The sequence below is a fragment of the Pseudomonas sp. GW823-FHT03E05 genome (assembly GCF_058796855.1).
Map to the genome: position 1 here is coordinate 170,980 of NZ_JBXAJB010000002.1, position 26,072 is coordinate 197,051.

Annotated in this window: 33 protein-coding genes; 19 read left to right on the forward strand and 14 right to left on the reverse strand. The window is 63.4% G+C overall.

What is annotated here, in order from left to right; genetic code table 11:
* The first annotated feature begins 54 nt into the window (after window positions 1-54).
* Complete coding sequence (locus AC1RCO_RS08425) at window positions 55-411, forward strand: 4a-hydroxytetrahydrobiopterin dehydratase (protein ID WP_007930096.1); 357 nt, start codon at window positions 55-57, stop codon at window positions 409-411.
* A complete protein-coding gene (locus AC1RCO_RS08430; protein ID WP_065363354.1) occupies window positions 411-1,607 on the forward strand; it encodes an amino acid aminotransferase in 1,197 nt (398 codons plus the stop codon). The genes AC1RCO_RS08425 and AC1RCO_RS08430 overlap by 1 nt, the downstream gene beginning before the upstream one ends.
* A 104-nt stretch (window positions 1,608-1,711) precedes the next feature.
* On the opposite strand, the gene AC1RCO_RS08435 is transcribed toward AC1RCO_RS08430, so the two are convergent.
* Both AC1RCO_RS08435 and AC1RCO_RS08440 read right to left on the reverse strand, forming a co-directional pair.
* On the reverse strand, window positions 1,712-2,482 hold the full coding sequence (locus tag AC1RCO_RS08435; protein WP_492617765.1) for an anti-sigma factor family protein: 771 nt from the start codon (window positions 2,480-2,482) through the stop codon (window positions 1,712-1,714).
* Window positions 2,482-2,988 (reverse strand): sigma-70 family RNA polymerase sigma factor, encoded by a 507-nt coding sequence (locus tag AC1RCO_RS08440; protein WP_065363353.1) that lies wholly within the window; start codon window positions 2,986-2,988, stop codon window positions 2,482-2,484. Before AC1RCO_RS08440 ends, AC1RCO_RS08435 begins: the two co-directional genes overlap by 1 nt.
* 148 nt (window positions 2,989-3,136) lie before the next feature.
* Between AC1RCO_RS08440 and AC1RCO_RS08445 the strand changes: the two genes are divergently transcribed.
* From AC1RCO_RS08445 to AC1RCO_RS08465, 5 genes are all read left to right on the forward strand, one after another.
* A complete protein-coding gene (locus AC1RCO_RS08445) occupies window positions 3,137-4,108 on the forward strand; it encodes a metallophosphoesterase family protein (protein ID WP_492617630.1) in 972 nt (323 codons plus the stop codon).
* A 12-nt stretch (window positions 4,109-4,120) separates the two neighbouring features.
* A complete protein-coding gene (locus tag AC1RCO_RS08450; RefSeq protein WP_065363351.1) occupies window positions 4,121-4,438 on the forward strand; it encodes a plastocyanin/azurin family copper-binding protein in 318 nt (105 codons plus the stop codon).
* Window positions 4,439-4,666: 228 nt separating this feature from the next.
* Window positions 4,667-4,798: a hypothetical protein gene (locus AC1RCO_RS08455; RefSeq protein ID WP_015634613.1), complete on the forward strand. Its 132-nt coding sequence runs from the start codon at window positions 4,667-4,669 to the stop codon at window positions 4,796-4,798.
* An 83-nt stretch (window positions 4,799-4,881) separates the two neighbouring features.
* The gene (locus AC1RCO_RS08460) at window positions 4,882-5,064 is read left to right on the forward strand and encodes a hypothetical protein (RefSeq protein WP_011059945.1); all 183 of its coding nucleotides are present in this window, start codon (window positions 4,882-4,884) and stop codon (window positions 5,062-5,064) included.
* Between the two features lie 116 nt (window positions 5,065-5,180).
* Entirely contained in the window at window positions 5,181-6,380 is a 1,200-nt protein-coding gene (locus AC1RCO_RS08465) for an MFS transporter (protein ID WP_011059944.1), read from the forward strand.
* Here the strand turns inward: AC1RCO_RS08465 and arfB are convergent.
* From arfB to AC1RCO_RS08480, 3 genes are all read right to left on the reverse strand, one after another.
* On the reverse strand, window positions 6,377-6,790 hold the full coding sequence (arfB, locus tag AC1RCO_RS08470; RefSeq protein ID WP_011059943.1) for an alternative ribosome rescue aminoacyl-tRNA hydrolase ArfB: 414 nt from the start codon (window positions 6,788-6,790) through the stop codon (window positions 6,377-6,379). The two genes, AC1RCO_RS08465 and arfB, sit on opposite strands and share 4 nt — an antisense overlap.
* A 204-nt stretch (window positions 6,791-6,994) precedes the next feature.
* The gene (locus AC1RCO_RS08475) at window positions 6,995-8,416 is read right to left on the reverse strand and encodes an amino acid permease (RefSeq protein ID WP_011059942.1); all 1,422 of its coding nucleotides are present in this window, start codon (window positions 8,414-8,416) and stop codon (window positions 6,995-6,997) included.
* Window positions 8,417-9,067: 651 nt separating this feature from the next.
* Window positions 9,068-9,388: a hypothetical protein gene (locus AC1RCO_RS08480; protein ID WP_125062206.1), complete on the reverse strand. Its 321-nt coding sequence runs from the start codon at window positions 9,386-9,388 to the stop codon at window positions 9,068-9,070.
* A 49-nt stretch (window positions 9,389-9,437) separates the two neighbouring features.
* On the opposite strand from AC1RCO_RS08480, the gene AC1RCO_RS08485 reads away from it, so the two are divergent.
* On the forward strand, window positions 9,438-9,575 hold the full coding sequence (locus AC1RCO_RS08485) for a hypothetical protein (protein WP_011059941.1): 138 nt from the start codon (window positions 9,438-9,440) through the stop codon (window positions 9,573-9,575).
* Between the two features lie 63 nt (window positions 9,576-9,638).
* On the forward strand, window positions 9,639-10,604 hold the full coding sequence (locus AC1RCO_RS08490; RefSeq protein WP_015634612.1) for a CgnE/CgnB domain-containing protein: 966 nt from the start codon (window positions 9,639-9,641) through the stop codon (window positions 10,602-10,604).
* A gap of 140 nt (window positions 10,605-10,744) precedes the next feature.
* On the opposite strand, the gene rluB is transcribed toward AC1RCO_RS08490, so the two are convergent.
* From rluB to AC1RCO_RS08520, 6 genes are all read right to left on the reverse strand, one after another.
* Window positions 10,745-11,935, reverse strand: a complete 1,191-nt coding sequence (rluB, locus tag AC1RCO_RS08495) for a 23S rRNA pseudouridine(2605) synthase RluB (RefSeq protein WP_041116636.1) — start codon at window positions 11,933-11,935, stop codon at window positions 10,745-10,747.
* 145 nt (window positions 11,936-12,080) lie between these two features.
* Complete coding sequence (locus AC1RCO_RS08500; protein ID WP_011059938.1) at window positions 12,081-12,272, reverse strand: DUF1289 domain-containing protein; 192 nt, start codon at window positions 12,270-12,272, stop codon at window positions 12,081-12,083.
* A gap of 77 nt (window positions 12,273-12,349) precedes the next feature.
* A complete protein-coding gene (gene scpB, locus AC1RCO_RS08505; RefSeq protein WP_019093745.1) occupies window positions 12,350-13,363 on the reverse strand; it encodes an SMC-Scp complex subunit ScpB in 1,014 nt (337 codons plus the stop codon).
* A 12-nt stretch (window positions 13,364-13,375) separates the two neighbouring features.
* A complete protein-coding gene (locus AC1RCO_RS08510; RefSeq protein WP_011059936.1) occupies window positions 13,376-14,194 on the reverse strand; it encodes a segregation and condensation protein A in 819 nt (272 codons plus the stop codon).
* The gene (locus AC1RCO_RS08515) at window positions 14,195-14,824 is read right to left on the reverse strand and encodes an L-threonylcarbamoyladenylate synthase (RefSeq protein ID WP_041120586.1); all 630 of its coding nucleotides are present in this window, start codon (window positions 14,822-14,824) and stop codon (window positions 14,195-14,197) included.
* Between the two features lie 13 nt (window positions 14,825-14,837).
* Window positions 14,838-15,698, reverse strand: coding sequence for a PHP domain-containing protein (locus tag AC1RCO_RS08520; RefSeq protein ID WP_011059934.1), 861 nt, complete (start codon window positions 15,696-15,698; stop codon window positions 14,838-14,840).
* A gap of 87 nt (window positions 15,699-15,785) precedes the next feature.
* On the opposite strand from AC1RCO_RS08520, the gene AC1RCO_RS08525 reads away from it, so the two are divergent.
* The 6 genes from AC1RCO_RS08525 (at window position 15,786) to AC1RCO_RS08550 (ending at window position 19,877) form a co-directional block, all read left to right on the forward strand.
* Complete coding sequence (locus tag AC1RCO_RS08525; RefSeq protein ID WP_011059933.1) at window positions 15,786-16,382, forward strand: septation protein A; 597 nt, start codon at window positions 15,786-15,788, stop codon at window positions 16,380-16,382.
* Between the two features lies 1 nt (window position 16,383).
* On the forward strand, window positions 16,384-16,683 hold the full coding sequence (locus tag AC1RCO_RS08530; RefSeq protein ID WP_011059932.1) for a YciI family protein: 300 nt from the start codon (window positions 16,384-16,386) through the stop codon (window positions 16,681-16,683).
* Window positions 16,684-16,793: 110 nt separating this feature from the next.
* Complete coding sequence (locus AC1RCO_RS08535; protein WP_019093743.1) at window positions 16,794-17,204, forward strand: SH3 domain-containing protein; 411 nt, start codon at window positions 16,794-16,796, stop codon at window positions 17,202-17,204.
* Between the two features lie 7 nt (window positions 17,205-17,211).
* Window positions 17,212-17,889, forward strand: coding sequence for a response regulator transcription factor (locus AC1RCO_RS08540; RefSeq protein WP_011059931.1), 678 nt, complete (start codon window positions 17,212-17,214; stop codon window positions 17,887-17,889).
* A gap of 143 nt (window positions 17,890-18,032) precedes the next feature.
* Window positions 18,033-18,470 (forward strand): Spy/CpxP family protein refolding chaperone, encoded by a 438-nt coding sequence (locus AC1RCO_RS08545; protein ID WP_015634603.1) that lies wholly within the window; start codon window positions 18,033-18,035, stop codon window positions 18,468-18,470.
* 66 nt (window positions 18,471-18,536) lie between these two features.
* On the forward strand, window positions 18,537-19,877 hold the full coding sequence (locus tag AC1RCO_RS08550; protein WP_011059929.1) for a sensor histidine kinase: 1,341 nt from the start codon (window positions 18,537-18,539) through the stop codon (window positions 19,875-19,877).
* A gap of 81 nt (window positions 19,878-19,958) precedes the next feature.
* Here AC1RCO_RS08550 and AC1RCO_RS08555 read toward each other — a convergent pair whose 3' ends face one another.
* A complete protein-coding gene (locus AC1RCO_RS08555; RefSeq protein WP_011059928.1) occupies window positions 19,959-20,525 on the reverse strand; it encodes a nitroreductase family protein in 567 nt (188 codons plus the stop codon).
* Between the two features lie 122 nt (window positions 20,526-20,647).
* On the opposite strand from AC1RCO_RS08555, the gene AC1RCO_RS08560 reads away from it, so the two are divergent.
* Window positions 20,648-22,102 carry a TrkH family potassium uptake protein gene (locus AC1RCO_RS08560; RefSeq protein ID WP_011059927.1) on the forward strand — a complete coding sequence of 485 codons (1,455 nt, stop codon included), beginning with the start codon at window positions 20,648-20,650 and terminating at the stop codon, window positions 22,100-22,102.
* Here the strand turns inward: AC1RCO_RS08560 and AC1RCO_RS08565 are convergent.
* Window positions 22,059-23,120 carry an AraC family transcriptional regulator gene (locus AC1RCO_RS08565; protein ID WP_492617631.1) on the reverse strand — a complete coding sequence of 354 codons (1,062 nt, stop codon included), beginning with the start codon at window positions 23,118-23,120 and terminating at the stop codon, window positions 22,059-22,061. The genes AC1RCO_RS08560 and AC1RCO_RS08565 overlap by 44 nt on opposite strands.
* A 159-nt stretch (window positions 23,121-23,279) precedes the next feature.
* Between AC1RCO_RS08565 and AC1RCO_RS08570 the strand changes: the two genes are divergently transcribed.
* Entirely contained in the window at window positions 23,280-23,591 is a 312-nt protein-coding gene (locus AC1RCO_RS08570) for an Mpo1-like protein (protein WP_011059925.1), read from the forward strand.
* A 74-nt stretch (window positions 23,592-23,665) separates the two neighbouring features.
* The gene (locus tag AC1RCO_RS08575; RefSeq protein WP_015634600.1) at window positions 23,666-24,256 is read left to right on the forward strand and encodes an HD domain-containing protein; all 591 of its coding nucleotides are present in this window, start codon (window positions 23,666-23,668) and stop codon (window positions 24,254-24,256) included.
* A 22-nt stretch (window positions 24,257-24,278) separates the two neighbouring features.
* Here the strand turns inward: AC1RCO_RS08575 and AC1RCO_RS08580 are convergent, their stop codons facing one another.
* On the reverse strand, window positions 24,279-25,100 hold the full coding sequence (locus AC1RCO_RS08580; RefSeq protein ID WP_015634599.1) for a UDP-2,3-diacylglucosamine diphosphatase: 822 nt from the start codon (window positions 25,098-25,100) through the stop codon (window positions 24,279-24,281).
* A 132-nt stretch (window positions 25,101-25,232) separates the two neighbouring features.
* On the opposite strand from AC1RCO_RS08580, the gene AC1RCO_RS08585 reads away from it, so the two are divergent.
* Window positions 25,233-26,048, forward strand: coding sequence for an AraC family transcriptional regulator (locus AC1RCO_RS08585; RefSeq protein ID WP_077933576.1), 816 nt, complete (start codon window positions 25,233-25,235; stop codon window positions 26,046-26,048).
* The last annotated feature ends 24 nt before the right edge of the window (window positions 26,049-26,072 follow it).

A 26,072-nucleotide genomic window follows, 5' to 3' on the forward strand; every position in this document is an offset into this window, starting at 1 on the left:
AGCCGCTGCGAAAGATAGTAACTTCCAACAAGAATTGAATCCTGGGAACCCACCATGACCGCTCTGAACCAAGCCCATTGCGAAGCCTGCCGTGCCGATGCTCCTCAAGTCAGCGACGAAGAACTGCCGGTACTGATCAAGCAGATCCCTGACTGGAACATCGAAGTTCGCGATGGCGTGATGCAGCTGGAAAAAGTCTTCCTGTTCAAGAACTTCAAATTTGCCCTGGCTTTCACCAACGCCATGGGCGAGATCTCCGAGGCCGAAGGCCACCACCCGGGCCTGCTCACCGAGTGGGGCAAGGTGACCGTGACCTGGTGGAGCCACTCGATCAAGGGCCTGCACCGCAACGACTTCATCATGGCAGCCCGCACCGATGAAGTGGCCAAGACCGCAGAAGGACGCAAGTAATGCACTTCGACGCCATCGGCCGGGTTCCCGGCGACCCGATTCTCGGCCTGATGGGGGCCTACGCCAACGATCCCAACCCGCGCAAGTTCGACCTCGGCGTGGGGGTCTACAAGGACTCCCAGGGCCTGACGCCGATCCCGCGCTCGGTGAAGCTGGCCGAACAGCGCCTGGTGGACAGCCAGGACACCAAGATCTACATCGGCGGCCATGGCGACGCGGCCTTCGGCAAGGTGATCAATGAACTGGTACTGGGCAGCGATTCGAAACTGATCGCCACCCAGCGTGCCGGCGCCACGCAGACCCCGGGCGGCACTGGCGCCCTGCGCCTGAGTGCCGACTTCATCGCCCACTGCCTGCCGGGCCGTGGCGTGTGGCTGAGCAACCCGACCTGGCCGATCCACGAGACCATCTTTGCCGCGGCCGGGGTCAAGGTCAGTCACTACCCCTATGTGGGCAGCGACAACCGCCTGGACGTCGAGGCCATGCTGGCGACCCTGAACCAGGTGCCCGAGGGCGACGTGGTGCTGCTGCACGCCTGCTGCCACAACCCCACCGGCTTCGACCTCGGCCACGCCGACTGGCAACGCGTGCTGGACGTGGTACGCAGCCGCAAGCTGCTGCCGCTGATCGACTTCGCCTACCAGGGCTTCGGCGACGGCCTGGAGCAGGATGCCTGGGCCGTGCGGCTGTTCGCCGCCGAACTGCCGGAAGTGCTGATCACCAGCTCCTGCTCGAAGAACTTCGGCCTGTACCGCGACCGGACCGGCGCTTTGATCGTCTGCACCCAGGACGCCGAGAAACTGCTCGATGTGCGCAGCCAACTGGCCCATATCGCCCGTAACCTGTGGTCCACGCCACCGGATCACGGCGCGGCGGTGGTCGCCACCATCCTCGGCGATCCGGAGCTGAAAAGCCTCTGGGCCGACGAAGTGGAAGCCATGCGCCTGCGGATCGCGCAACTGCGCGCCGGCCTGGTGGAAGCCTTGCAACCCCATGGCCTGGCCGAGCGCTTCGCCCATATCGGCGTGCAACGGGGAATGTTCTCCTACACCGGCCTGAGCCCTGCCCAGGTCCAGGAACTGCGTGACCACCACAGCGTGTACATGGTCAGCTCCGGCCGCGCCAACGTGGCCGGAATCGACGCCACGCGCCTGGACTTGCTGGCTAGCGCCATCGCCAGCGTCTGCAAGGGCTGATCCCTCCCCTACCGGCAAGCCCGGCCTCTGCACTGCGGTGCCGAGGCTGGGCTAGCTTCCCCAGTTCGCAAGCCCTGGCCCCACCCTCGCAACAACGCCCCGCCTCAAAGATCTTTCTGAATCAACTGCCCCAACGCCGCCAGCTCGCTCTGCTCCAGGTCGGACACCAGGATGAAGCGCAGGTGATTGCGCCGCCATGCCACCAGGTTATAGCCGCGCAAGGAGAGGTTTTGCGCTGCTGCATCGGCATCCGCCGTGGGCAGGATGAACAGGTTGATCAAGTGCCGCCCATGACCATAGGTCAGGGCCGCCGCACTTTGCTGCTGCAGGTAGTCCAGGCGCCCGCCCAGCAGCGGATAGCCCTGCTGACTGAAGTCGAAGACCGGCGGGGCAAAATCCAGCTTGCCGGTGAACCAGGGCTTGACCGTGTGCCGGTCCGAGGACACCACGTCATTCAAGTGATCAACCATCAGCGAACGCACATGACTGGACACTGCCTCATCCAGCCATGGCCGCTCGACAGTGGGCGCTGCCAGGTAGAACACCAGGGCCAGGGCCAGCGCCAGGCTCGAAAATCCCGGGGCCAGCCAGCGCCAGCCGCCACCTCCCAGCCAGCGCTGGAACAACCCCGCAGGAGGCGAGGCAGGTGCGTCGATGCTGGCCAGCAGACGCTGGGCCAAGCCTACCGGCGCCTGGTGATAGGACATGTGAGCCTTGAGCTGTGCCACCAGACGCCGGGCGTCGGCATATTCCCGAGCACATTCGGCACAGTGGCGTAGGTGCTCGGCCACCTCGGCAGCGGCATTGGTTTCCAACTCGTTGTCTAGGTAGCCATGCAGCCACGCCCTACAGGTCTTGCAGTCGATATCGTTGATCATGGCCGGGACTTCTGCAGTTGCAGCCGGAGCATGGAACGTGCCCTGGCAAGACGCGACATGACCGTTCCCAGGGGGATATCAACGATCTTCGCAATGTCCTTGTAGGGCATATCTTCCAACTCCTTGAGCACTATCACCTCACGAAACACCGGAGCCAGAGCCAGGAGCGCCTGCTGCAACTGCTCCACCTCCTGCCCCTGGATCAGTTGCCACTCCGGTGTTCGTCCATCGGCCAGGGCCGGATCGTCTTCGCCACAGGTCTCGTCGAAAGCCACCGCGCCCTGGCGTGCCGATGCCTTGAGCCAGTTGTAGCTTTCGTTGCGCACTATGGTCAGGAACCAGGCCTTGGCGTTGCTGCCGTCGAAACGATGGAGGAACTTCACTGCGCGAAACGCGCTTTCCTGAACCACGTCCTGGGCCGCGCTGTCGTTATCAGTCAGCCAACGCGCGAGGTTATAGGCCGCATTCAGATGCGGCAGGAACAGTTCCTCGAATCGCGTCATGGTGGCTCCGTCTCCTTTGCACCCTATAACGGTGAAAGCCGGCGTTTTATTCCCGAAATAAAAAACTTCTTTCCTGGAATAAAGCCCCGCACCGCACGGTTTTACAGATGTGAGACCCATCACTGTAGACCGCTACCGAGGGCGCACCATGGATACCCATGCCACATCGCACACCCGAGCCACCGACAGCCCGCAGAACCCCGACCGACGCACTTTGCTCAAGTGCTCGGCCTGGGCCGGCGCCGGCGTCATCTGGGCCTTGAGCGGAGGGATCCCGCGGGCCTTTGCCCTGGACCAGACAGGCCAGCCAAGCGACCCCACCGCACTGAACAGCAGCTTTCACTTCGTACAGATCAGCGACTCGCATATCGGCTTCAACAAGGAAGCCAACCCGGAACCGGTGAAGACCCTGCAAGTGGCCATCGACAAGGTCATTGCCCTACCCAGACGGCCCGCACTGATCCTCCATACCGGGGACATCACCCACCTCTCCCGGGCCGAAGAGTTCGACACCGCCGCCCAGTTGCTCAAGGGCCTGCCCTCCACCGTGCACTACGTACCGGGCGAGCATGACACCCTGGATGAAGGCGGCGGCCAGCTTTACCTGCAGCGCTATGGCAAGGGCACCCGGGGTAACGGCTGGTACAGCTTCGACCAGCAGGGTGTGCACTTCATTGCCCTGGTGAATGTCTTCAACCTGCAACCCGGACATGAAGCCACCCTGGGCGCCGAGCAACTGACCTGGCTGGCGGACGACCTGCGGGCAGTGGCCAGCAGCACGCCGATCGTAGTCTTCACCCATATCCCGCTGTGGACCATCTATCAGCCCTGGGGCTGGGGCACGGAGGACGGCGACCAGGCCATCGCCCTGCTGCGCCGCTTCGGCTCGGTGACTGTCCTCAACGGCCATATCCACCAGGTCATCCAGAAAGTCGAGGGCAACATCACCTTCCACACCGCTCGCGGCACGGCCTACCCGCAACCAGCCCCCGGTGCCGCGGCCAACCCCGGGCCGATGACCGTGGCTGCCGACCAGTTGCGCAATTACCTGGGCATCACCGATGTTCGCGCAACCCAGGGCGAGCACCCCCTGGCCCTGCTCGACTCCACTCTGGTCTGAGGTCCTCGTGCGATGAAGACATTGCTCACGCTGCTGCTTCTGGGTTGCCTGGCGACGCCGGCCTGGGCCCAGGAGGTGAAGATCGATATCCGCGCGTTCATGTACAACCCCCAGGATGTGCAAATCACCGCGGGCACCCGGGTCACCTGGGTCAATGACGACCAGATACCGCACACGGTGACCGAGACCCACAAGCTGTTCCGTTCCGCCGCACTGGACACCAACGACAGTTTTTCCTACCAGTTCGATACCCCCGGCATCTATCAGTACTTCTGCGTGCTGCACCCACAGATGATCGGCAAGATCATCGTCAACCCGCCACAACCCTAGGCAACAGGCCCGTTGCAACGCCTTATGCGGCGCTGCACCGGGCCGCCATCGCCGGCCCGCACATGCCGTTTCATGCGCGGCCAAAGCACCCAGAACCTGACGAATAACCCTCGACCGAGGGGAAATAAAAATCTTTCTGTCATTTGTACTGCTGTATCCTGCCCAGGCTTTTTAAAAGCGCGGATCTACCCAGCGATTTAAAAAACAGACTTTGCGAGGAGCAACGACATGCATGAGATCCCGAATCTCCCCTTCCCAAGCCTGCACGAAACTGAGCAGACAACTCCGCCACAAGCCAGTGCCGACAAGCCTGTAGTGCAAGAAGCCGCCGACAGCCGCAAGGCCGACAGCGAAGACTGAAAGCTGTAACCAGACCGTGTGGAAAGCGCTACTCAAGCGCTTTCCACACCGCCTGAAACCCTCCTCCCGAGCCCCGCCGCACCATGACCGAATCCTTCAGCGAAACCCAAGCCAGCGTGCTGATCGGCACTGCCGAACAGATGATCGACGTGTGGAATCGCCTCAGCGAAGAAAAACAGGCCGCTCTGCTGGCCCGCTTCGGCACCCAGGAAAATGCCCTGGCCGCCTTGGTCACCACCCGGTTGCTGGGCAACAATGACGCCTGAACCGACTCCGGCCAGGTAAAAATCTGAACAACACATCGATTTCCCCCACAACCCCTCCCTGCACATCGGTATCATAAGCAGCCTATCTATTGAGCTGTCGCAGTGGTCCGATCCCCATGCCAGATACCCAGCGCCCCTTGACGGTCACGCTGCACGTCGTCTCCATCGTCCTGTTCACCTTTATCGGCTACCTGAATATCGGCATTCCGCTGGCGGTGCTGCCGGGCTACGTGCACAGCGAACTGGGCTTTGGCGCGGTGATCGCCGGCCTGGTGATCAGCGTGCAATACCTGGCCACCCTGCTCAGCCGGCCCTATGCCGGGCGCATCATCGACAATCTGGGCAGCAAGCGCGCGGTGATGTACGGCCTGGCCGGCTGCGGCTTGAGCGGGGTGTTCATGCTGCTTTCGGCCTGGCTGCACAACCTGCCGACCCTGAGCCTGATCAGCCTGCTGATCGGCCGCCTGGTCCTGGGCAGCGCGGAAAGCCTGGTGGGCTCGGGCTCCATCGGCTGGGGCATCGGCCGGGTCGGGGCGCAGAATACCGCCAAGGTGATTTCCTGGAACGGCATCGCCAGCTACGGCGCCCTGGCCATTGGCGCGCCGCTGGGGGTGTGGCTGGTAAGCCGGCTGGGGCTGTGGAGCATGGGAGCGAGCATCATCCTGCTGGCGCTGCTCGGCCTGCTGCTGGCCTGGCCGAAACTCGCCGCGCCGATCGTTGCCGGCGAGCGCTTGCCGTTCATCCACGTGCTGGGCAAGGTGTTTCCCCACGGCTGCGGCCTGGCCCTGGGCTCCATCGGCTTTGGCACCATCGCCACCTTCATCACCCTGTACTACGCCACCCGGCACTGGGACAACGCCGTACTGTGCCTGAGCCTGTTCGGTGCCAGTTTCATCGGCGCGCGACTGCTGTTCGGCAACCTGATCAACCGTCTCGGCGGCTTTCGCGTGGCGATTGCCTGCCTGTCGGTGGAAACCCTCGGCCTGTTGCTGCTGTGGCTGGCCCCGGATGCCAATTGGGCCCTGGCCGGCGCAGCCCTGAGCGGCTTCGGCTTCTCCCTGGTATTCCCGGCCCTGGGGGTGGAAGCAGTGAACCTGGTGCCAGCCTCCAGCCGCGGCGCGGCAGTGGGGGCCTACTCGCTGTTCATCGACCTGTCGCTGGGCATCACCGGCCCGCTGGCGGGGGCGATTGCTGCCGGTTTCGGCTTTGCCTCGATCTTCCTGTTCGCCGCCATCGCTGCCTGCACCGGCCTGGTGCTGAGCCTGTACCTGTACCACCAGGCGCCCAAGCTGCGCCAGGAACGCGAGGCGCGCTAGAAGTCCACTTTGCCGCGCCCGGCCTTGATGCTGCCGCGCTTGGCCTTGGTCTCCAGGCGGCGCTTCTTCGAACCCAGGGTCGGCTTGGTCGGGCGGCGCTTCTTCTCCACCTTGATGGCGCTGAGAATCAGCTCGGTGAGGCGCTCCAGGGCATCGGCGCGGTTCTGCTCCTGGGTGCGGTACTGCTGGGCCTTGAGGATGATCACGCCGTCACTGGTGATGCGGCTGTCGCGCAGCGCCAGCAGGCGCTCCTTGTAGAACGGAGGCAGGGACGAAGCCGGAATGTCGAAGCGCAGGTGCACCGCGCTGGACACCTTGTTGACGTTCTGCCCACCGGCGCCCTGGGCACGGATGGCGGTCAGCTCGATCTCGGCATCCGGCAGATGCACGTTGTTTGAAATCACCAGCATGGAACAGGGATCCGTCTTCAGGGCGCATAGGATACCCCCATTCCCCACGCTCTTGCGGGTCTCTTCGCTGGCAAGCCAGCCCCCTACAGCGGGCAGGCACACCGTAGGAGCCGGCTTGCCGGCGAAAGCGATCTCAGCCCCCGACAAAAATCACGGCCATGAAAAACCCGGCCGGAGCCGGGTTAGTCGTTGCCAGGGCCGCGCTTACTTCAGCGAAGCACTGGCTGCCTGCAGCGCGTGCTGGGCACTGCGCTTGTTCTTGATGCAGTAGCAGACCCACATGAACACCACCCACACCGGGATCGCGTACACCGAGATCTGGATGCCCGGAATCATCAGCATGATGCCCAGGATGAACACCACGAACGCCAGGCAGACGTAGTTGCCGTAGGGGTACCACAGCGCCTTGAACAGCGAGGTCTGGCCGGTACGCTCCATGTGCTGGCGGAACTTGAAGTGCGAGTAGCTGATCATCGCCCAGTTGATCACCAGGGTCGCCACCACCAGGGACATCAGCAGCTCCAGGGCGTGCTGCGGAATCAGGTAGTTGAGCACCACGGCGACGAAGGTCACCAGCGCCGAAGCGAGGATCGACATCACCGGCACGCCGCGCTTGTCGATCTTGGCCAGGGCTTTGGGCGCATCGCCCTGCTCGGCCATGCCCAGGAGCATGCGGCTGTTGCAATAGGTGCCGCTGTTGTACACCGACAGCGCCGCGGTCAGGACCACGAAGTTGAGGATGTGCGCCGCGGTGTTGCTGCCCAGCATCGAGAACACCTGGACGAACGGGCTGCCGCTGTAGGCATCGCCGGAAGCGTTCAGGGTCACCAGCAGGGTGTCCCACGGCGTCAGCGACAGCAGCACCACCAGGGCGCCGATGTAGAAAATCAGGATGCGATAGATCACCTGATTGATCGCCTTGGGGATCACGGTCTTCGGCTTGTCGGCTTCCGCTGCAGTGAAACCGAGCATTTCCAGGCCGCCGAAGGAGAACATGATGATTGCCATGGCCATCACCAGGCCGCTGACCCCATTGGGGAAGAAGCCGCCGTGGGACCACAGGTTGCTCACCGAGGCCTGCGGGCCGCCGTGGCCGCTGACCAGCAGGTAGCTGCCCAGGGCGATCATGCCGACGATGGCGACCACCTTGATGATGGCGAACCAGAACTCGGCCTCGCCGAAGACCTTGACGTTGGCCAGGTTGATGGCGTTGATCATGACGAAGAACACGGCTGCCGAGGCCCAGGTCGGGACGTCCGGCCACCAGTAGTGCACATACTTGCCGACCGCGGTCAGCTCCGACATGCCCACCAGGATATAGAGGATCCAGCAGTTCCAGCCCGAGAGGAAACCGGCAAAGCCGCCCCAGTATTTATGGGCAAAGTGGCTGAAGGAGCCGGCCACCGGCTCCTCGACGATCATCTCGCCGAGCTGGCGCATGATCATGAAAGCGATGAAACCGCAGATGGCATAACCGAGGATCATCGACGGGCCGGCGGACTTGAGCACCCCGGCCGACCCCAGGAACAAACCGGTACCAATCGCGCCGCCCAGGGCGATCAGTTGAATATGGCGATTCTTCAGGCCGCGTTTCAGTTCGCCCGAATGCGAGTTTTGTCCACTCATGAAAAGGCTCTCACGCAAGGTAATGTGTGTCAGACGTTGCCGCCCGGTAAAGGCTTAAGCGGCGCGGATCAAACCCCAGCGCAGGCACCAGAAGTTCAGCGTTCTTTTAACGGTCATGCGTCACCTGTTTGTTTTTATCTGTGACGAAATCGAACCCACCACGCTCGTGACGCGGCGGAGTGAACAAGGTGGATAACCTTGAGTTTATTGGCCTTGCAGCGAGCTCTTCAGCGCCTCGCAAGCGGTCTGGAAAGCACGTTTCAGGCGCAAAATGCGCGGGTACGCAGTTGGGTCACAGTTAAAACGCCGCGCATTGTACACCCCTGACTCCCTGCCGCCAGACACCGCTTTATCAGCGTGCCGGTAACCGGAATCCTGCGGGGCCAGCCCGATGCTCGGCATCGGCGGCGCGAAAGTGGACGGACCGAGTGGGGTCGTCGATGAATGAGCGAAGGCCATCGCCCATCGAAGGGTGTGGGTGAAAATCGGTTACGGCGTTCATTGCGCCTCCTTCTTGTTATGCACCTGTACGCAGGCAGGTGTGCATCTCACCTGCCTTGGCGCCCCGGAACAAGCGGGCTAGAGCCTCGGCGGTGGCTTTCCCGAACAACTGCCGGCAGCTTTTCCTTACAGCACATCCATCGCCGCGGATTACAGGCGGATCACGGCGCATTTCGTAATTTTTTCTTTACGAGTCGTAACGATAAATTGCCAAACCAGATCAACTGGCGAACCGACTGCAAATTGACACCCACGCCGCCCGACAAGCGGAAAAGCCTTAGCTTTTTGTTTTCTGGGAATAAATATTTCACCTAAAAATAGAAAATAAAGTTCAGCAGAAAATAATCTAATTATTTTTTTGCACTTCAAAATGCCCTGAACTAGGTTTCCAGCCACTTGCCGGCTCAGCCAGCCGACAAGTTCCGGGAGTGGATGAGCGGCCCAGCAACCTTCCCGTTCTCCGCTGTTCAACTGCTCCGCCAATGGACTGCTTACACGCACTGTATCTAGGAGAGACACCATGCAAGCACTGGAACAAGACCTGGAAACCGAACTGCAACTGGACGACTGGTTCGAAGCCGCCACCCATGAAGCAGCAGTGGAAATGATGCAGGCTGACGCGGTGGTGCCATTCGGCACTGCCATGTGGCCGATGTAAGGCGCCCGGACCGGTGCAGGCCTGGTGCCTGCGCCGGTCACCTTTGTCCTCCAGGGAGGTTTTATGGACCAGACCCGCGCCATCCGCCATTTCCTGTACTACCTCGAGCGGCATCCGGCCTTGAGCGGCGCCCAGCCCTCCAGGGTGGTGATCGGCCACACCGCCGAGTACCAGGCCATGGTCAGCGCCATCCTCGAACAGTCGCGCCAGGCCACCCCACTGACGGTCAGCGCCCTGCGCCTGGACCAGGAGCCGGCGGCGACCCTTGCCCAGGCCATCATCGACTGTGACCTGTACATCTTCTTCTACGACTCCTCGACCCTGCCCCAGCCACGCCCCGACGGCCCGGAGTTCCTGCGGCCACTGCATGGGCTGATGGCCGAGCACTGGAAGAAATCCCTGCTGTTCAAGGATTACGGCGAGTACTTCTACGACACCTTCAGCGTCGAGCCGCAACGCATTGCCGACCTCAACGCCACTCTGATCCGCCGCCTGTCCCAGGCCACCACCCTGAGCTTCAGCGACCTTCAGGGCTCATATTTCGAAGCGCCCTTGAACAGCGTGAAGAAATGGACCGACATCAACGGCGTCGGCAACTACGACCTGGCACCGGGGGAAATCGCCACCCACAGCGATGCCATCAACGGCCATGTGAAGTTTCTCGGCACCTTCCTCAGCACCATCCCTTTCGCCCGCAAGTACGGGGTGCTGAAAGCACCGCTGGAACTGTGGATCGAGAACTCCAGCATCAGCCGGGTGGCCACCGAGGTGCCGGGGCTGGCCAATGACTTCAACAAGTACCTGGATGCCAACCCGTCCAACCGGCGCATAGAGGAACTGGGAATCGGCACCAACGAGGGCATCAGGTCCCTCTACGGGCGCAACTCCGGCTTCGAAGAGCGCCATTGCGGCCTGCACCTGGGCCTGGGGGGCGGCGCCAAAGGCAGCCATCACCTGGACCTGATCTTCAGTTCCGGAGTGCTGGCGGTGGACAACAAGCCTGTGTTCGACGGCCAGTTCGCCTTCTAGCGTAGGAGCTGGCAAGCGAAGGCCGCTATCAGCCTGCGCAAGCCGGGCGGCCCGGTTCGCCGGCAAGCCGGCTCCTGCGCAGTTGCAGGCAAAAAAAAACGCCAACCCGGAGGTTGGCGTTTTTGTCGGCAGGCCGGGAATCACTCCGGCTTGCGGCGACCAAAACCGGGACGCTGGCCGGAACCGGCCGGGGCGCCACGGCGCTTGCCGGACGGTGCGTCCTTGTCCAGCACCAGGCTTGGGCGCTTGGACTTGGGCGCCGGCTTGGCCGGACGCTTGGTGTCCGCCGGGCGTTCGGCCACCGGAGTGCCGCGGCCAGTAGCCGGACGCGGAGCACGGGAGCCACGCTCGCCATCCGGACGGGCAGCCGGCTTGCGGCCAGGGCGCTCGCCTTCGATCTGCGGCTCGCGGGAAACACGCGGGGTGGCAGCGCTGCCATTGGCCGGACGCAGGGTGCGCACGCGCTCGCTCTTGCCCACCGGACGCGAGGATTTGCGCTGCATGCGCTCCAGCTTGTCCTTGGACTTGGCATTGAGCTGCGGCATGGCCACCGGCGTCAGGCCGACTTCGGCGCTGAGCACATCGACTTCGTACTGGCTCATTTCGCGCCAGCGGCCCATGGGCAGGTCGGAGTTGAGGAACACCGGACCGAAGCGCACGCGCTTCAGGCGGCTGACCACCAGGCCCTGGGATTCCCACAAGCGGCGCACTTCACGGTTGCGACCTTCCATCACCACGCAGTGGTACCAGTGGTTGAAACCTTCGCCACCGGGCGCCTGCTGAATGTCGGTGAACTTGGCCGGGCCGTCTTCGAGCATGACGCCGGCCTTGAGGCGCTCGATCATCTCGTCGTCGACCTCGCCACGCACACGCACCGCGTACTCACGGTCCATCTCGTAGGAAGGGTGCATCAGGCGGTTGGCCAGCTCACCGTCGGTGGTGAACATCAAAAGACCGGTGGTGTTGATGTCCAGGCGGCCAATGTTGATCCAGCGGCCTTCGCGCGGACGCGGCAGCTTGTCGAACACGGTCGGGCGGCCTTCCGGGTCGTCGCGGGTGCAGATCTCGCCGTCGGGCTTGTTGTACATGATCACGCGGCGCACCGATTCGGCGGCCTCTTCGCGCTTGATCACCTTGCCATCGATGGAAATGGCGTCATGCAGGTCGACGCGCAGGCCCAGGGTGGCCTCTTTGCCGTTGACCTTGATACGGCCCTGGCTGATCCAGGACTCGACATCGCGGCGCGAGCCGACGCCGATGCGTGCGAGGACTTTCTGCAGTTTTTCGCCGGCTGGACGGATTTCCTGGTCGTTCTGATCGGTATCGCTCATCTGGGCACCTCCCGGTGTGTCGCTTCAGGCTTGAGCGGCCTGAAGGGTGGAAAACAGGGTCTGTGGCGAATGGATCGCCAAAGGGTCGCGAATCATACGCTCATGGCGGCGGTTGCGCATCACAGACTAGTTGATAAGTCGCCCCTCAGGACTTTTTCCGCCGGCCGGTGGCGCGCAATTGCAGCAGGCGCATGGCGGCTTCAGCCAGCACTTGACGGCGCTCGGCCTTGTCGAGCTTCTTCCAGGCCTTGATCTCACGCTTGCTGCGCCCGCAGCCGATGCAGATGTCATCGCTGAACTTGCACACGCTGATGCAGGGATCCTTGGCAGAACTCATCCATCACCTCTGTAGGAGCCGGCTTGCCGGCGAAAAAAACCGCCAGCCATGCGCCGAGCCGGCCAGCGACTACAAGGTCAATCGTCCAGCAGGCGGCGTTCGTTTTCGATGGCTTCTGCCAGGGCCAGGGCTTCGGCCTCTTCCTCGCTCAACTGCGGCGTAGCAGGCTCCAGTGCGGCTACTGCGGCGAGCAACTTGGCCCGGGCCTCGGCCACGCCCAGCACATCATCCTCTGCTTCGACCGGCGGCCGGTCCTCGGGTTCGACCGGGAATTCATCGGGCTCATCGGCGAGGAACTCAGATTCGGTCCGGGCCTCCTCCTGCGGGAGATCCGGCACCGGCTCTTGCACTCCTCCCTGCTCCGGTTCCACCACACCATCACGGTGCAAGTCTTCGAAGTCGGTCTTGATCCCCTCCTCCATGGAGTCCAGCTCCAGCAGCAGGGTATGGAAGCTGGTTTCTTCCTTGGGTTCCTCCGGCTCGGCGCTGGCATCGGCCAGTTGTTGCAGGTGCTCGGGCACCGGCGCGTCGTCGAATTCCAGTACCGGCTCGGCCTCGATCTCCCGCAGTTCCGCCAAAGGCGGCAGGTCGTCGAGGTTCTTCAGGTTGAAGTGATCGAGAAACGCCTTGGTGGTAGCGAACATCGCCGGCTTGCCCGGTACGTCGCGATACCCCACCACGCGGATCCACTCACGTTCCAGCAAGGTCTTGACGATATGGCTGTTGACCGCCACGCCACGCACGTCCTCGATCTCGCCCCGGGTGATGGGTTGGCGATAGGCGATCAGGGCCATGGTTTCCAGCATGGCGCGCGAGTAACGCTGTGGGCGCTCTTCCCACAGGCGGCCGACCCAGGGCGCGAACTTCTCGCGGATCTGCAGGCGATAGCCCGAGGCCACTTCCTTGAGCTCGAAGGCCCGCCCTTCGCAGGACTTGCCGAGCAGGGCCAGGGCTTTCTTGAAGACCGCCGGGTCCGGCCGCTCGGCTTCTTCGAAGAGCTCGAACAGGCGTTCCAGGGACTGGGGTTTTCCCGAGGCCAACAGAAAGGCTTCGAGCAGGGGCGCCAGCTCGCGGGGTTCATTCAGGTTCATGATTTAAGCTCGTTATTCGGCTCGCGCCCGTACGTGGATGGCCGCAAAGGGCTCATTCTGCACCAGCTCGACCAGGGATTCCTTGACCAGTTCGAGGATCGCCATGAAGGTCACCACCACCCCCAGGCGCCCTTCCTCGGCGGTGAACAGCTCGACAAAGGGCACGAAACCGCCGCCCTTGAGCCGCTCCAGCACATCGCTCATGCGCTCGCGGGTGGACAGCGCCTCGCGGCTCACCTGATGGCTTTCGAACATGTCGCCACGGCGCAGCACCTCGGCCATGGACATCAGCAACTCTTCCAGGGCCACATCCGGCAGCAGCTTGCGCGCCCGGGCCTCCGGGGCGTCGAGCTTGGGCACCAGCACATCGCGACCGACCCGGCTCAGGCCGTCGATGCCCTCGGCGGCCGCCTTGAAGCGCTCGTATTCCTGCAGGCGGCGGATCAGTTCGGCCCGCGGATCGTCCTCTTCTTCCTCGACCTCGGCTGAGCGCGGCAGGAGCATGCGCGACTTGATCTCGGCAAGCATCGCCGCCATCACCAGGTACTCGGCGGCCAGTTCCAAGCGCACCGACTGCATCAGCTCCACATAACCCATGTACTGGCGGGTGATCTCCGCCACCGGGATGTCGAGGATGTTGATGTTCTGCTTGCGGATCAGGTACAGCAGCAGGTCCAGCGGGCCTTCGAAGGCTTCGAGAAAGACTTCCAGGGCATCCGGGGGGATGTACAGGTCCAGGGGCATTTCCATGACCGCCTGGCCGTAGACCATGGCGAAGGGCAGTTCCTGCTGGGCGCCGGCCTGGTCGTCGACGGTTTCCACTGCGGACATCTAGGCCTCGGCCATGAACGGCGCGGGGTCGCCGCAACCGACGCGGATCACTTCCGGCTCGCCGTCGGCGAGGTTGATCACCGTGGACGACTCGGTGCTGCCGAAACCGCCATCGATGATCAGGTCCACCTGGTGCTCCAGCAACTGGCGCATCTCGTAGGGGTCGCTCAGGGCCTCGGTATCACCGGGCATGATCAGGCTGACGCTCATCAGCGGCTCGCCCAGCTCGGCCAGCAGCGCCAGGGCGATCGGGTTGCTCGGCACCCGCAGGCCGATGGTCCGGCGCTTGGGGTGCAGCAGCAGGCGCGGCACTTCCCGGGTGGCGTTGAGAATGAAGGTGTAGGGCCCCGGCACATGGGCCTTGAGCAGACGGAAAGTGCCCGTGTCGATCTTGGCGAACAGGCCCAACTGCGAAAGGTCGCTGCAGATCAGCGCGAAGTTGTGCTTGTCGTCCAGCTGGCGCAGGCGTCGAACCCGTTCGATTGCGCCCTTGTCGCCCATCTGGCAGGCGACGGCGTAGGACGAATCCGTGGGATAGATCACCACACCGCCGCTGCGAATGATCTCGACGGCCTGTTTGATCAGGCGTGGTTGGGGGTTTTCCGGGTGGATCTGGAAAAATTGACTCACTGTCTCTACCTGTTCAGGCGGCAATAATTGGCTCATGTTTGAACCGACACCAAAGGGGCGGCAGGTCTTCCGGGACCGGGCGATACTCACCAATCTCGGACCAGCCTCCAGGGCCATGAAAGTCACTGCCAGCGCTGACCAGCAGTCCGAATTCACGAGCAAGGATAGCCAAACTGCCCACTTGCTCTGCAGGTTGGTGGCCATTGACCACTTCGATAGCATGACCACCGGCTTGAATATAGTCGGCAATCAAGCGGCGACGCTTGCTGCGGGTGAAATCGTAATGCCAGGGATGGGCCAGGCTGACCCAGGCCCCCGCGGCCCGCAGTGTGCCGACGGTTTCTTCCAGGGTCGGCCAGTGCTGCTTGACGTCCCCCAGCTTGCCGGCCCCCAGCCATTTGCGAAACGCCTCGGCGCGATCCTTCACGAAACCGGCACGCACCAGGTAGTCGGCAAAGTGCGGCCGCGCCGGTGCATTGCCACTGTCCCCCAGTTCCTGCTGGATCGCCCGGGCGCCTTCCAGCGCTCCCGGCATGCCCTTGAGGGCCAGCTTGCGGCTGATCTCCTCCGAACGCAGCCAGCGGCCTTCGTGGAGCTTTTCGATGGCTTGCACCAAAGCCGGGGCCTGGGTATCGAAGCCGTAGCCCAGCACATGGATAGTGGCGCCGCCCCAGGTGCAGGAAAGCTCGACACCATTGACCAGCTGCATGCCCAGTTGCTGCGCCGCCTGGCGCGCTTCGTCCAGCCCTTCGAGGGTGTCGTGGTCGGTCAGGGACAGGATTCGCACGCCTCTCTCGTACGCACGCGCAACCAGAACCGCGGGCGCCAGGGCGCCGTCGGAGGCCGTGCTATGGCAGTGCAAATCAACATTCACAGGACGATAAAACCTCAAGTCAGCTGGCGCTTTCGCTACCAAGGATGTTTGTTATTATGCCGGGACATCCTGCTTCTGGCTGCCACTGTGAAACAATTCATCGACTTCATCCCGCTGTTCCTGTTTTTCATCGTCTATAAAATTGATCCCCGCGTCGTCGACCTTGCCGGTCACGAAGTCACCCTGGGCGGCATCTACAGCGCCACAGCGGTGCTGATCATCAGTTCACTGGTGGTGTATGGCGCCCTGTTCATCTCCCAGCGCAAGCTGGAAAAAAGCCAGTGGCTGACCCTGATCGCCTGCCTGGTCTTCGGCAGCCTGACCCTGGCCTTCCACAGCGAAACCTTCCTTAAATGGAAAGCTCCGGTGGTCAACTGGCTGTTCGCCCTGGCCTTCATCGGCAGCCACTTCGTCGGCGACCGCCTGCTGATCAAGCGCATCATGGGCCACGCCCTGACGTTGCCAGACCCGGTATGGACCCGCTTGAACATCGCCTGGATCGCCTTCTTCCTGTTCTGCGGCGCCGCCAACCTGTTTGTCGCCTTCACCTTCCAGAGCATCTGGGTCGACTTCAAGGTCTTCGGCAGCCTGGGCATGACCGTATTGTTCCTGGTGGGCCAGGGTATCTACCTCTCGCGCCACCTGCATGACGCCGATCCCACCACCCCGAAAACCGAGGACTGACATGCTTTACGCAATCATTGCCACAGACGTCGCCAACTCCCTGGAAAAACGCCTGGCCAACCGGCCGGCGCACCTGGAGCGGCTGCAAGTGCTCAAGGATCAGGGGCGCGTGGTACTCGCCGGCCCGCACCCGGCGATCGACAGCAATGACCCGGGCGCGGCCGGTTTCAGCGGCAGCCTGATCGTCGCCGAGTTCGACTCCCTGAGCGCCGCCCAGGCCTGGGCCGACGCCGACCCGTTCGTGACCTGCGGCGTCTACGCCCATGTACTGGTCAAGCCGTTCAAGCAATCGATGCCGTAAATCCTCCCGGGTGCGATGAACCTTCGCGGTTCATCGCGCTCTCAATCGCTCATTATTCTCGTTTGACTGCCGACAACCTGCCCAACACTCGATTGGAATCAGGAGTTTCGATGCGCCAAGGTCCGCTGTGCCTGCTGTTGGTCATGTTGTCGATCGGGGCTCCAGCCCTTGCCGAGGAAACCCAGGACACCGGCCATTCCACGCCGCTGTCCCTGAGCGCCGGCAGTCAGATCACCGAGTTGCAGCAACGCTTGAAAGAAAGCGAGCGCCTGCGCGATGAACTGAGCAAACAATTGCAAAATACCGATGCCGAACGGGAAAGCCCCCAACTGACCCGCTTGCGCCAGGAGAACCAGCGCCTCAAGCTGCAGCTCAAAGAGGCCCAGGCCAACCCGGCACCCCGCCTGTTGACCGATCAACAGCAGTGGTTCGTCACCGGCGGCGGCGTGGCCCTGCTGGCCCTGCTCTGCGGGATCTTCGCCAGTGGCGGGCATCGCAAGCGTCGACAATGGCTAAATTGAGAGATTCATGAGCGACCTGTTACTGATTGATGATGACCAGGAGCTGTGCGAGCTCCTGAGCAGCTGGCTGAGCCAGGAAGGTTTTCTGGTGCGGGCCTGCCACGATGGCCTGAGCGCCCGTCGCGCCCTGGCCGAAACGGCGCCGTCAGCGGTGGTACTGGACGTGATGCTGCCCGACGGCAGCGGCCTGGAGCTGCTCAAGCAACTGCGCAATGAGCACCCCGACCTGCCGGTGCTGATGCTCTCGGCTCGTGGCGAACCCCTGGATCGCATCCTCGGCCTGGAACTGGGTGCCGACGATTACCTGGCCAAGCCCTGCGACCCCCGTGAACTCACCGCCCGCCTGCGTGCCGTACTGCGCCGCAGCCATCCGGTGGCGGCCTCCAGCCAGATGGAACTGGGCGACCTGTGCTTCAGCCCGCTGCGCGGTGTGGTCAACATCGACGAGCAGGACATTACCCTGACCGTTTCCGAAAGCCGCCTGCTCGAAGCCCTGCTCAAGCAACCGGGCGAGCCCCTGGACAAGCAGGAGCTGGCGCAGATCGCCCTGGGCCGCAAGCTGACCCTGTATGACCGTAGCCTGGACATGCATGTCAGCAACCTGCGCAAGAAGATCGGCCCGCACCCCGACGGCCGTCCACGGATCGTCGCCCTGCGCAGCCGCGGCTACTACTACAGCCTCTGATCCCGATGTGCCCTGGCAGATATGTCAGGGCCGTGAAATACCTTCTTTACCCAAGCTTTACCCTCCGCTGACTGCCGCTGACCTTGATCTGGGTAACCTGAACTCATCCGGAACTTACCGGGAATGAGACAAGGAGACACACCATGCGCAAGACCCTGATCGCTCTGATGTTCGCCGCCGCCCTGCCAACCGTGGCCATGGCCATGCCGGAAGGTCACGGCCCGATGGGCCCCATGGACGGCCCTCGGCACAGCGAGCACATGCGCGGCAAAGGCCCTTTCAGCCAACTGGACCTGAGCCGCGAACAGCGCCAGCAGATCGGCAAGCTGATGGGCGAGCAAATGCACGACCGCAAGGCCGTGGTGGAAAAGTACCTGGAGAAACTCTCGCCGGCCGACCAGAAAGCCATGAAGGATGAGCTGACCGCCAAGCACCAGAAGACCCAGGCCGATATCCGCGCCCTGCTCAAGCCGGAGCAGCAGAAAGAGTTTGACGCCATCGTCAAGAAACAAGAGGAGCGTCGCGCCGAATGGGCCGAGTTCAAGGCCTGGAAAGCGCAGCAACCGCAAAAAGCGCAATAATGCGTTAGCGTCCACCCCCAGCCCAGTGGCCTCCCCCCACTGGGCTTTCGCGTTCGAGGAGTTCCTGTGCGTTCATTGTTCTGGCGCATCCTGGCCAGCTTCTGGCTGGCCATCACCCTGGTTGCAGGGCTGTCGATCCTGCTCGGGCACATGCTCAACCAGGATGCCTGGATCCTCAGCCGTCACCCCGGCCTCAACAGCCTGACCGAGGAATGGACACAGACCTACGAGAACCAGGGCGAGGACGCTGCCCAGGACATCCTCCAGCAGCGCAAGCGCCAGTACCACATCGATGTCCAGGTGCTCAACGAGAGCGGCGACCCAGTGGTTCGCGGCACCTTCCCGCGCCGCGCCGCGGCCTTCGAAGCCCGGCAGAACAATGACGACCGGCACCTGCCCTGGCGCCGCCTGACGGCGGAATACACCAGCCCGAAAACCGGCGACACCTACCTGTTCATCTATCGCATCCCCCATCCGGAACTGGACGCCTGGCACCGCGACAGCCTGACCTGGCCCCTCAGCGCCCTGGCCATCGCCCTGGTGGTGCTGACCCTGTTCAGCCTCCTGGTCACCCTGTCCATCACTCGTCCCCTGAGCCGCCTGCGCGGCGCGGTACACGACCTGGGCCAGGCCACCTACCAGCAGAACAGCCTGGCGCGCCTGTCCAACCGCCGCGACGAATTCGGTGTACTGGCCCGGGACTTCAACCGCATGGGCTCGCGCCTGCAGAGCCTGATCGGCAGCCAGCGCCAACTGCTGCGGGACGTGTCCCACGAACTGCGCTCGCCCCTGGCCCGCCTGCGCATCGCCCTGGCATTGGCGGAACGGGCCGCCCCCGAAGAACGGGAAAAGCTCTGGCCGCGGCTGACCCGCGAATGTGACCGCCTGGAAGCGCTGATCAGCGAGATTCTGGTGTTGGCCCGGGTCGATGCGGACAACGCCAGCGCCGAAGAAGTGGACCTCAACGCCTTGCTGGTCGCCGTGCAGAAAGACGCGCAACTGGCCTGCCCGGAACAGCCGGTGCTGATAACCGCCCCGCCACAGCTGCACCTGCGCGGTTGGCCGACCATGCTGGAGCGGGCAGTGGACAACCTGCTGCGCAACGCTCAGCGCTTCAACCCCGCCGGGCAAGCGATCGAAGTCACGGCCCAACGCCAGGGCGAGAAGATCCAGATCAGCGTGCGCGATCATGGACCCGGCGTAGAAGCCGAGCACTTGAGCCAGCTGGGAGAGCCCTTCTTCCGCGCCCCGGGGCAAAGCGCTCCGGGCCATGGCCTGGGGCTGGCCATCGCCCGCCGCGCCGCAGAGCGTCACGGTGGCAGCCTGCTGCTGGCCAACCACCCTCAGGGCGGATTCATCGCCACCCTGGAACTGCCCCTGGTCCCCGGCGCCGTGGTGCAGGCCTGAATGCAACGCGGGCAAGCCGCTGCCGCCGGGTCCGGCAACAGCGGGCTTGCCCGCGAGGTAAACAGCGTTAGAAGAGGAAAATCAGGCCTTGGCAGTCCAGGCGCTGACGAACTCGGCGGTATCGACCTTGGGGGCGATCCGCGGCTCATTCAGCGGCGTGCCAAGATACAGGAAGGCAATGATCTCTTCGCCGTCCTCCAGGCCCAGGCCCTTGGCTACATGGGGCGAGTAGGACAACTCGCCAGTACGCCACACCGCGCCGATCCCCTGGGCGTAGGCCGCCAGCAGGATACCGTGGGCCGCGCAGCCCGCTGCCAGCAACTGCTCGCTCCTGGGCACCTTGAAGTGCTCCTGCAAACGGGCGACCACCACAACCACCAGTGGTGCGCGCAGGGGCATGGCCCGGGCCTTGTCCAGGGCCGCCTGGGTCACTTCGCCGCCCTGCAGCTGTACCGCTTCCACCAGCAACTCGCCCAACTGCTCGCGTGCCGCACCTTCGACGGTAAGGAACCGCCAGGGGCGCAACTGGCCATGATCCGGCGCGCGCAGGGCGGCGGCGAACAAGGCTTCGCGCTGCGCGGCGCTAGGCGCGGGCTCCACCAGGCGCGGCACGGAAACACGATTGAGCAAAGCGTCGAGAGCCTCCATCGGCCACCTCCTGAAAAAAATGTCCGGCCATTCTAGCGGGATCTGCCGGCCGGGTGCCGGTTTACATGCCCTGCCCCGCAGGTAGAATGGGCGCCCTTCATCTACCAGCCCGAGCGGAACACATGGCGTTGCCGACCTTAAGGATCATTGGTTTCATCATCGGCATCTTCCTCATCACCCTGGCGATCGCCATGGTGGTGCCGATGGCGACCCTGGTGGTCTTCGAACGTACCGGCGACCTGCCGTCCTTCCTCTGGGCCAGCATGATCACCTTTATCGCCGGCCTGGCCCTGGTGATCCCCGGGCGCCCCGAGCACGTTCATCTGCGCCCCCGCGACATGTACCTGCTGACCGTCTCCAGTTGGCTGGTGGTGTGCATCTTTGCCGCCCTGCCATTCCTGCTGACCCAGCACATCAGCTACACCGATTCCTTCTTTGAAAGCATGTCCGGCATCACCGCCACCGGCGCCACGGTACTCAGCGGCCTGGACAGCATGTCGCCTGGGATCCTGATCTGGCGTTCGATGCTGCACTGGCTGGGGGGCATCGGCTTCATCGGCATGGCGGTGGCGATCCTGCCGTTGCTGCGTATCGGTGGTATGCGCCTGTTCCAGACCGAATCCTCGGACCGCTCGGAAAAGGTCATGCCGCGCTCGCACATGGTCGCCCGGCTGATCGTCGCCACCTACGTGGGCATTACCATCTTTGGCAGCCTGGCGTTCTGGTGGGCCGGGATGAACGTGTTCGATGCCATCAACCACGCCATGTCGGCGATCTCCACCGGCGGTTTCTCCACCTCGGACGATTCCCTGGCCCACTGGAAACAACCGGCGGTGCACTGGGTGGCGGTGGTGGTGATGATCCTCGGCAGCCTGCCCTTCACCCTCTATGTGGCCACTTTGCGTGGCAACCGCCGGGCGCTGATCAAGGATCAGCAGGTCCAGGGCCTGCTCGGGCTGCTGCTGGTGACCTGGCTGGTACTCGGCACCTGGTACTGGTGGACCACCAACCTGCACTGGCTCGAGGCCCTGCGCCACGTGGCGCTGAACGTGACGTCGGTGGTCACCACCACCGGCTTCGCCCTGGGCGACTACAGCCTGTGGGGCAATTTCTCACTGATGCTGTTCTTTTACCTGGGGTTTGTCGGCGGCTGTTCCGGCTCCACTGCCGGCGGGATCAAGATCTTCCGCTTCCAGGTCGCCTACATCCTGCTCAAGGCCAACCTCAATCAACTGATTCACCCGAGGGCGGTGATCAAGCAGAAGTACAACGGCCATCGCCTGGACGAAGAAATCGTCCGCTCGATCCTGACCTTCTCGTTCTTCTTCGCCATCACCATCTGCATGATCGCCCTGGCCCTTTCGCTGCTGGGCCTGGACTGGATGACCGCCCTCACCGGTGCCGCCAGCACCGTGTCGGGCGTGGGCCCGGGCCTGGGTGAAACCATCGGCCCGGCCGGCAACTTCTCGACCCTGCCGGACGCCGCCAAGTGGATCCTGTCCCTGGGCATGCTCCTGGGCCGGCTGGAAATCATCACGGTGTTCGTGTTGTGTATTCCGGCATTCTGGCGTCATTGACCGTGGCCGGCGCGGCCTGTAACCGCGCCCGGTACTCACCGGGCGTGGCATCGAACCAGCGGCGGAATGCACGGAAGAAGTTGCTCGGGTCGGCAAACCCCAGCAAGTAGGCAATTTCCAGCAGGGTCATGCGCGGCTGCGCCAGGTACTGCTCTGCCAGTTCCCGGCGGGTGTCATCCAGCAGCGCCTGGAAGCTGGTGCCCTCTTCCTGCAGGCGGCGCTGCAAGGTGCGCTGGGACAGGTGCAGCGTCTGCGCCACCATCTCGCGCTTGGGCTCCCCCTGGGGCAGCAGGCGACACAAGACCTGCCGCGCCTTGTGGGTCACCCGGCTTTCGGAGAAGCGCGCCAGGTATTCGCCGGCGAAACGATCGTGCAGCAGGGCCATGGCCTCGTTGGCGGTGGGCAGCGTGGCCTCCATGTCGGCACGCTCGAAGATCAGCGCATCAAAGGGCGCGGCAAACACCAGGGGCGCGTGGAACATGTCCTTGTAGGGTTGCAGGTCCCCGGGCTGCTCGCCCTGCAGCAACACCTTGCGCGGCTGCAACGCGCGCCCCGTCAGCCAGCCGCACAAGGCCAGGGCGCAGGCCAGCGAAGCCTCGGCACTTTGCCGGGTGGGCGGTAGATGGTCGCCATGCACCGTCAGGATCAGTGCATAGCCCTCGGGAAGAAGGCGGAAACTCAAGTCAGCGCTTTCGGCAATGATCCGCTGATAACGCACCAGCCGCTGAAACCCCTCCGCCAGGGTACGACTCGACATCAATGCATACCCGGCCACGTGAAAAGACGCCGGACGCACCACCTTGCCCATGTTCAGGCCGATCGCCGGGTTGCCGGAAAGCTCGACGGCGCGCTGCCAGAGCCGGGTCATGGAGTCCTGGGTGAAGCGCGCGTCGGGATCTTCCAGGGCACCGTAGTCGAGCCCCAGCTGCTTGAACAGGGCCCGGCAATCCAGGCCGTCCATCTCCAGGGCCTTGACGATTCCCAGGGTCCAGCTTGCAGAAGTCGTTCGTTCGCTCATGAGGGGTTCTTACATGATGAGCCGCATGCTACGGCCAATTTCCCAAGGATACTAAAGTGGCGCCTATTGTCACTGGCCTGCGCCGCCAAGGACTCTAGACTCAAATAAGCTCCCCGCCGAACATCCGCCGACAGAACAACAGACACAGAGATCGCGGCCATGGAAAACATCCGACAGTTCAACAGCTTCGCCGAGTTCTACCCCTACTACCTGAGCGAGCACAGCGACAGCACCTGCCGACGCCTGCACTTCATCGGCACCAGCCTGGTGATCTTCATCCTCGCCCTGGCCATCGGCAAAGGCGCCTGGTGGCTGCTGCTGGTGTTGCCGATAGCCGGCTATGGCTTCGCCTGGGTCGGGCATTTCTTCTTCGAGAAAAACCGCCCGGCCACCTTCCAGCATCCGCTGTACAGCCTGCTGGGGGACTTCGTCATGTACCGCGACATGATCCTCGGCAAGGTGCCCTTCTAGACCCCAGGGCCGCCAGCGGCTCCCCACAGGGCCAGGCCTTGCAGACCCGCCCCATGACAACAAGAGGATGGCCGATGAACACCCATGCGCGCTTTACCCATATGCAGGACGGTACCCAGGAGGACTGGGCGATCATCGCCGCGGATTTCAGTGCCTACGCCAAGCAGTTGCCGACACGCATCCTGGCCCACCTGCAATTGCTGGAAGGCGACTTCGGCGGCTTCCCGGTGGACCGCCTGACCCATTCGCTGCAGACCGCCAGCCGCGCCTGGCACGACGGGCGCGACGAGGAATACGTGGTCTGCGCCCTGCTCCACGACATTGGCGATACCCTGGGTTCCTATAACCACCCGGATATCGCCGCCGCCATTCTCAAGCCCTTTGTCAGCCCGGAAAACCTGTGGATGGTGGAGAAGCACGGGATCTTCCAGGGTTACTACTTCTTCCATCACCTGGGCATGGATCGCCACCTGCGCGAGCAGTTCAGTGACCACCCGCTGTACCAGTACACCGCCGAGTTCTGCGCCAAGTACGACGCCGCCGCCTTCGATCCGGCCTACGAGAGCCTGCCCCTGAGCTTCTTCGAGCCCATGCTGCAACGGCTGTTCGCCCAGCCCCGGCAGTCGCTGTACAAGGCGGCCATGGAGCAGGCCAGCCCGGCCTGAAAAACCGTGTTCGGCCCAGGGCTCAGGCCGGCTCCGCGACTTTCATCCGCTCAGCCTTGAGCAGGGCCTCACGGGCCTGGGCCTCGGCCAGGCGATAGAGTTCGATGCTGCCGTCCCAGTGCTCGATCAGGGCCGTGCAGGACTCCACCCAGTCACCGCAATTGAGGTAATCCACCTCGCCCACCTTGCGGATCTCGGCATGGTGAATATGGCCACAGACCACCCCGTGCAACTCGCGCTTGACGCATTCGTGGGCAATGGCTTCCTCGAAATCGCTGATGAAGCTCACCGCCGTCTTGACCTTGTGCTTGAGGTAGGCCGACAGCGACCAGTAGCCATAGCCATAACGCGCCCGCCAGTGGTTGAGCCAGCGGTTGAGGGTCAGGGTGAATTCGTAGGCCGAGTCGCCGAGAAAGGCCAGCCAGCGGTGATAGCGAGTAATCACATCGAACTGATCGCCGTGGATCACCAGCAGATGACGCCCGTCCGCAGTGACATGCACCGCCTCGTCCACCAGTTGGATATTGCCGAGAATCAGCCTCGAGTAGCGCCGCAGGAATTCGTCGTGGTTGCCGGTGACGTAGATCACCTCGGTACCACGCTTGCTCATGGTCAGCAGGCGCCGGATCACGTTGGTATGGGCCTGGGGCCAGTACATGCCGCCGCGCAGCTTCCAACCATCGATGATGTCGCCCACCAGATAGATGCGATCGGCGTGATAGGCCTTGAGAAAGCGTGCCAGGTGCTCGGCCTGGCAATCCCGGGTGCCCAGGTGCACATCTGAAATCCACAGGGTCCGCACCCGTTGCTTGCGGCTGGGCTTGGCGAGTTCGGCATGGGTCATGGACGCTCTCCTGGATTTTTTGCGAGCTTGCGCCCCAGCGATTAATAGCCCATGACACAAATGCGGCAGTGCGATGACAGCGCGAAACGCCCGACCGCCGGTGTAGACTGGCCGCCTGCCAAGGAGACCGTGATGGGATCTATCCTCACCCTGCGCCACTACACCCATGACCTGATCGCCCACAGCCATGAACATGCGCAACTGGTGTTCGGCCTGCGTGGCCAGCTCGATTTCGAAGTCGAAGGCCAGGGCAGCCGGGTGCAGCAGCAGAGCTTCGTGGTGGTGCCGGCCGGCGCCCGGCATGTCTGCGGCAGCCCCAGCGGCAGCCATTGCCTGGTGCTGGACATACCCGGCGAACACTGGGTGCAGCAATCGTTGGGGGAACATGCCGAGGCCAGTCGGCGTTTGCTCGATGCGCCCCGACACCAGGTCCTGGGGCCGAGCCAGAGCCGCCTGGTCAACTGGCTGGCGGACAGCCCGGTGGACGACCCCTTGATTGCCCAGCAAGGCGCGGTCTTGCTGCTGGCCAGCCTCAATCATCGCGCCGACAGCCAGCCCCGCGAGCGCCGCCTGCCCTATGCCGCCCTGAATGCCCATATCGATCATCACGCCGCCCACCCCTTGCAGGTGGCCGACCTGGCCCGTATCGCCGGGCTGTCCGCTGCCCGCCTGCATGCACGGTTCATCGCCGAGTGCGGGGCCAGCCCCATGGAATACGTGCGACGCCGGCGCTTGCACATGGCCCTGGAACTGTTGCGCGGATCGACCTTGCCCATGGGCGAAATCGCCAGCCGCGTGGGTTACAGCTCCCAGAGTGCCTTTGCCGCGGCGATACTGCGGCAGTACGGCCACTCGCCGCGCCAACTGCGCCAAGGGGCAGACGCTAGTCCCTCGACAAAAAACGCCAGGATCGCGACAGACCAACAGGCCGCCCCGCCCGTAGACTGAACCCATTGCCGCCTAAGGCCATTA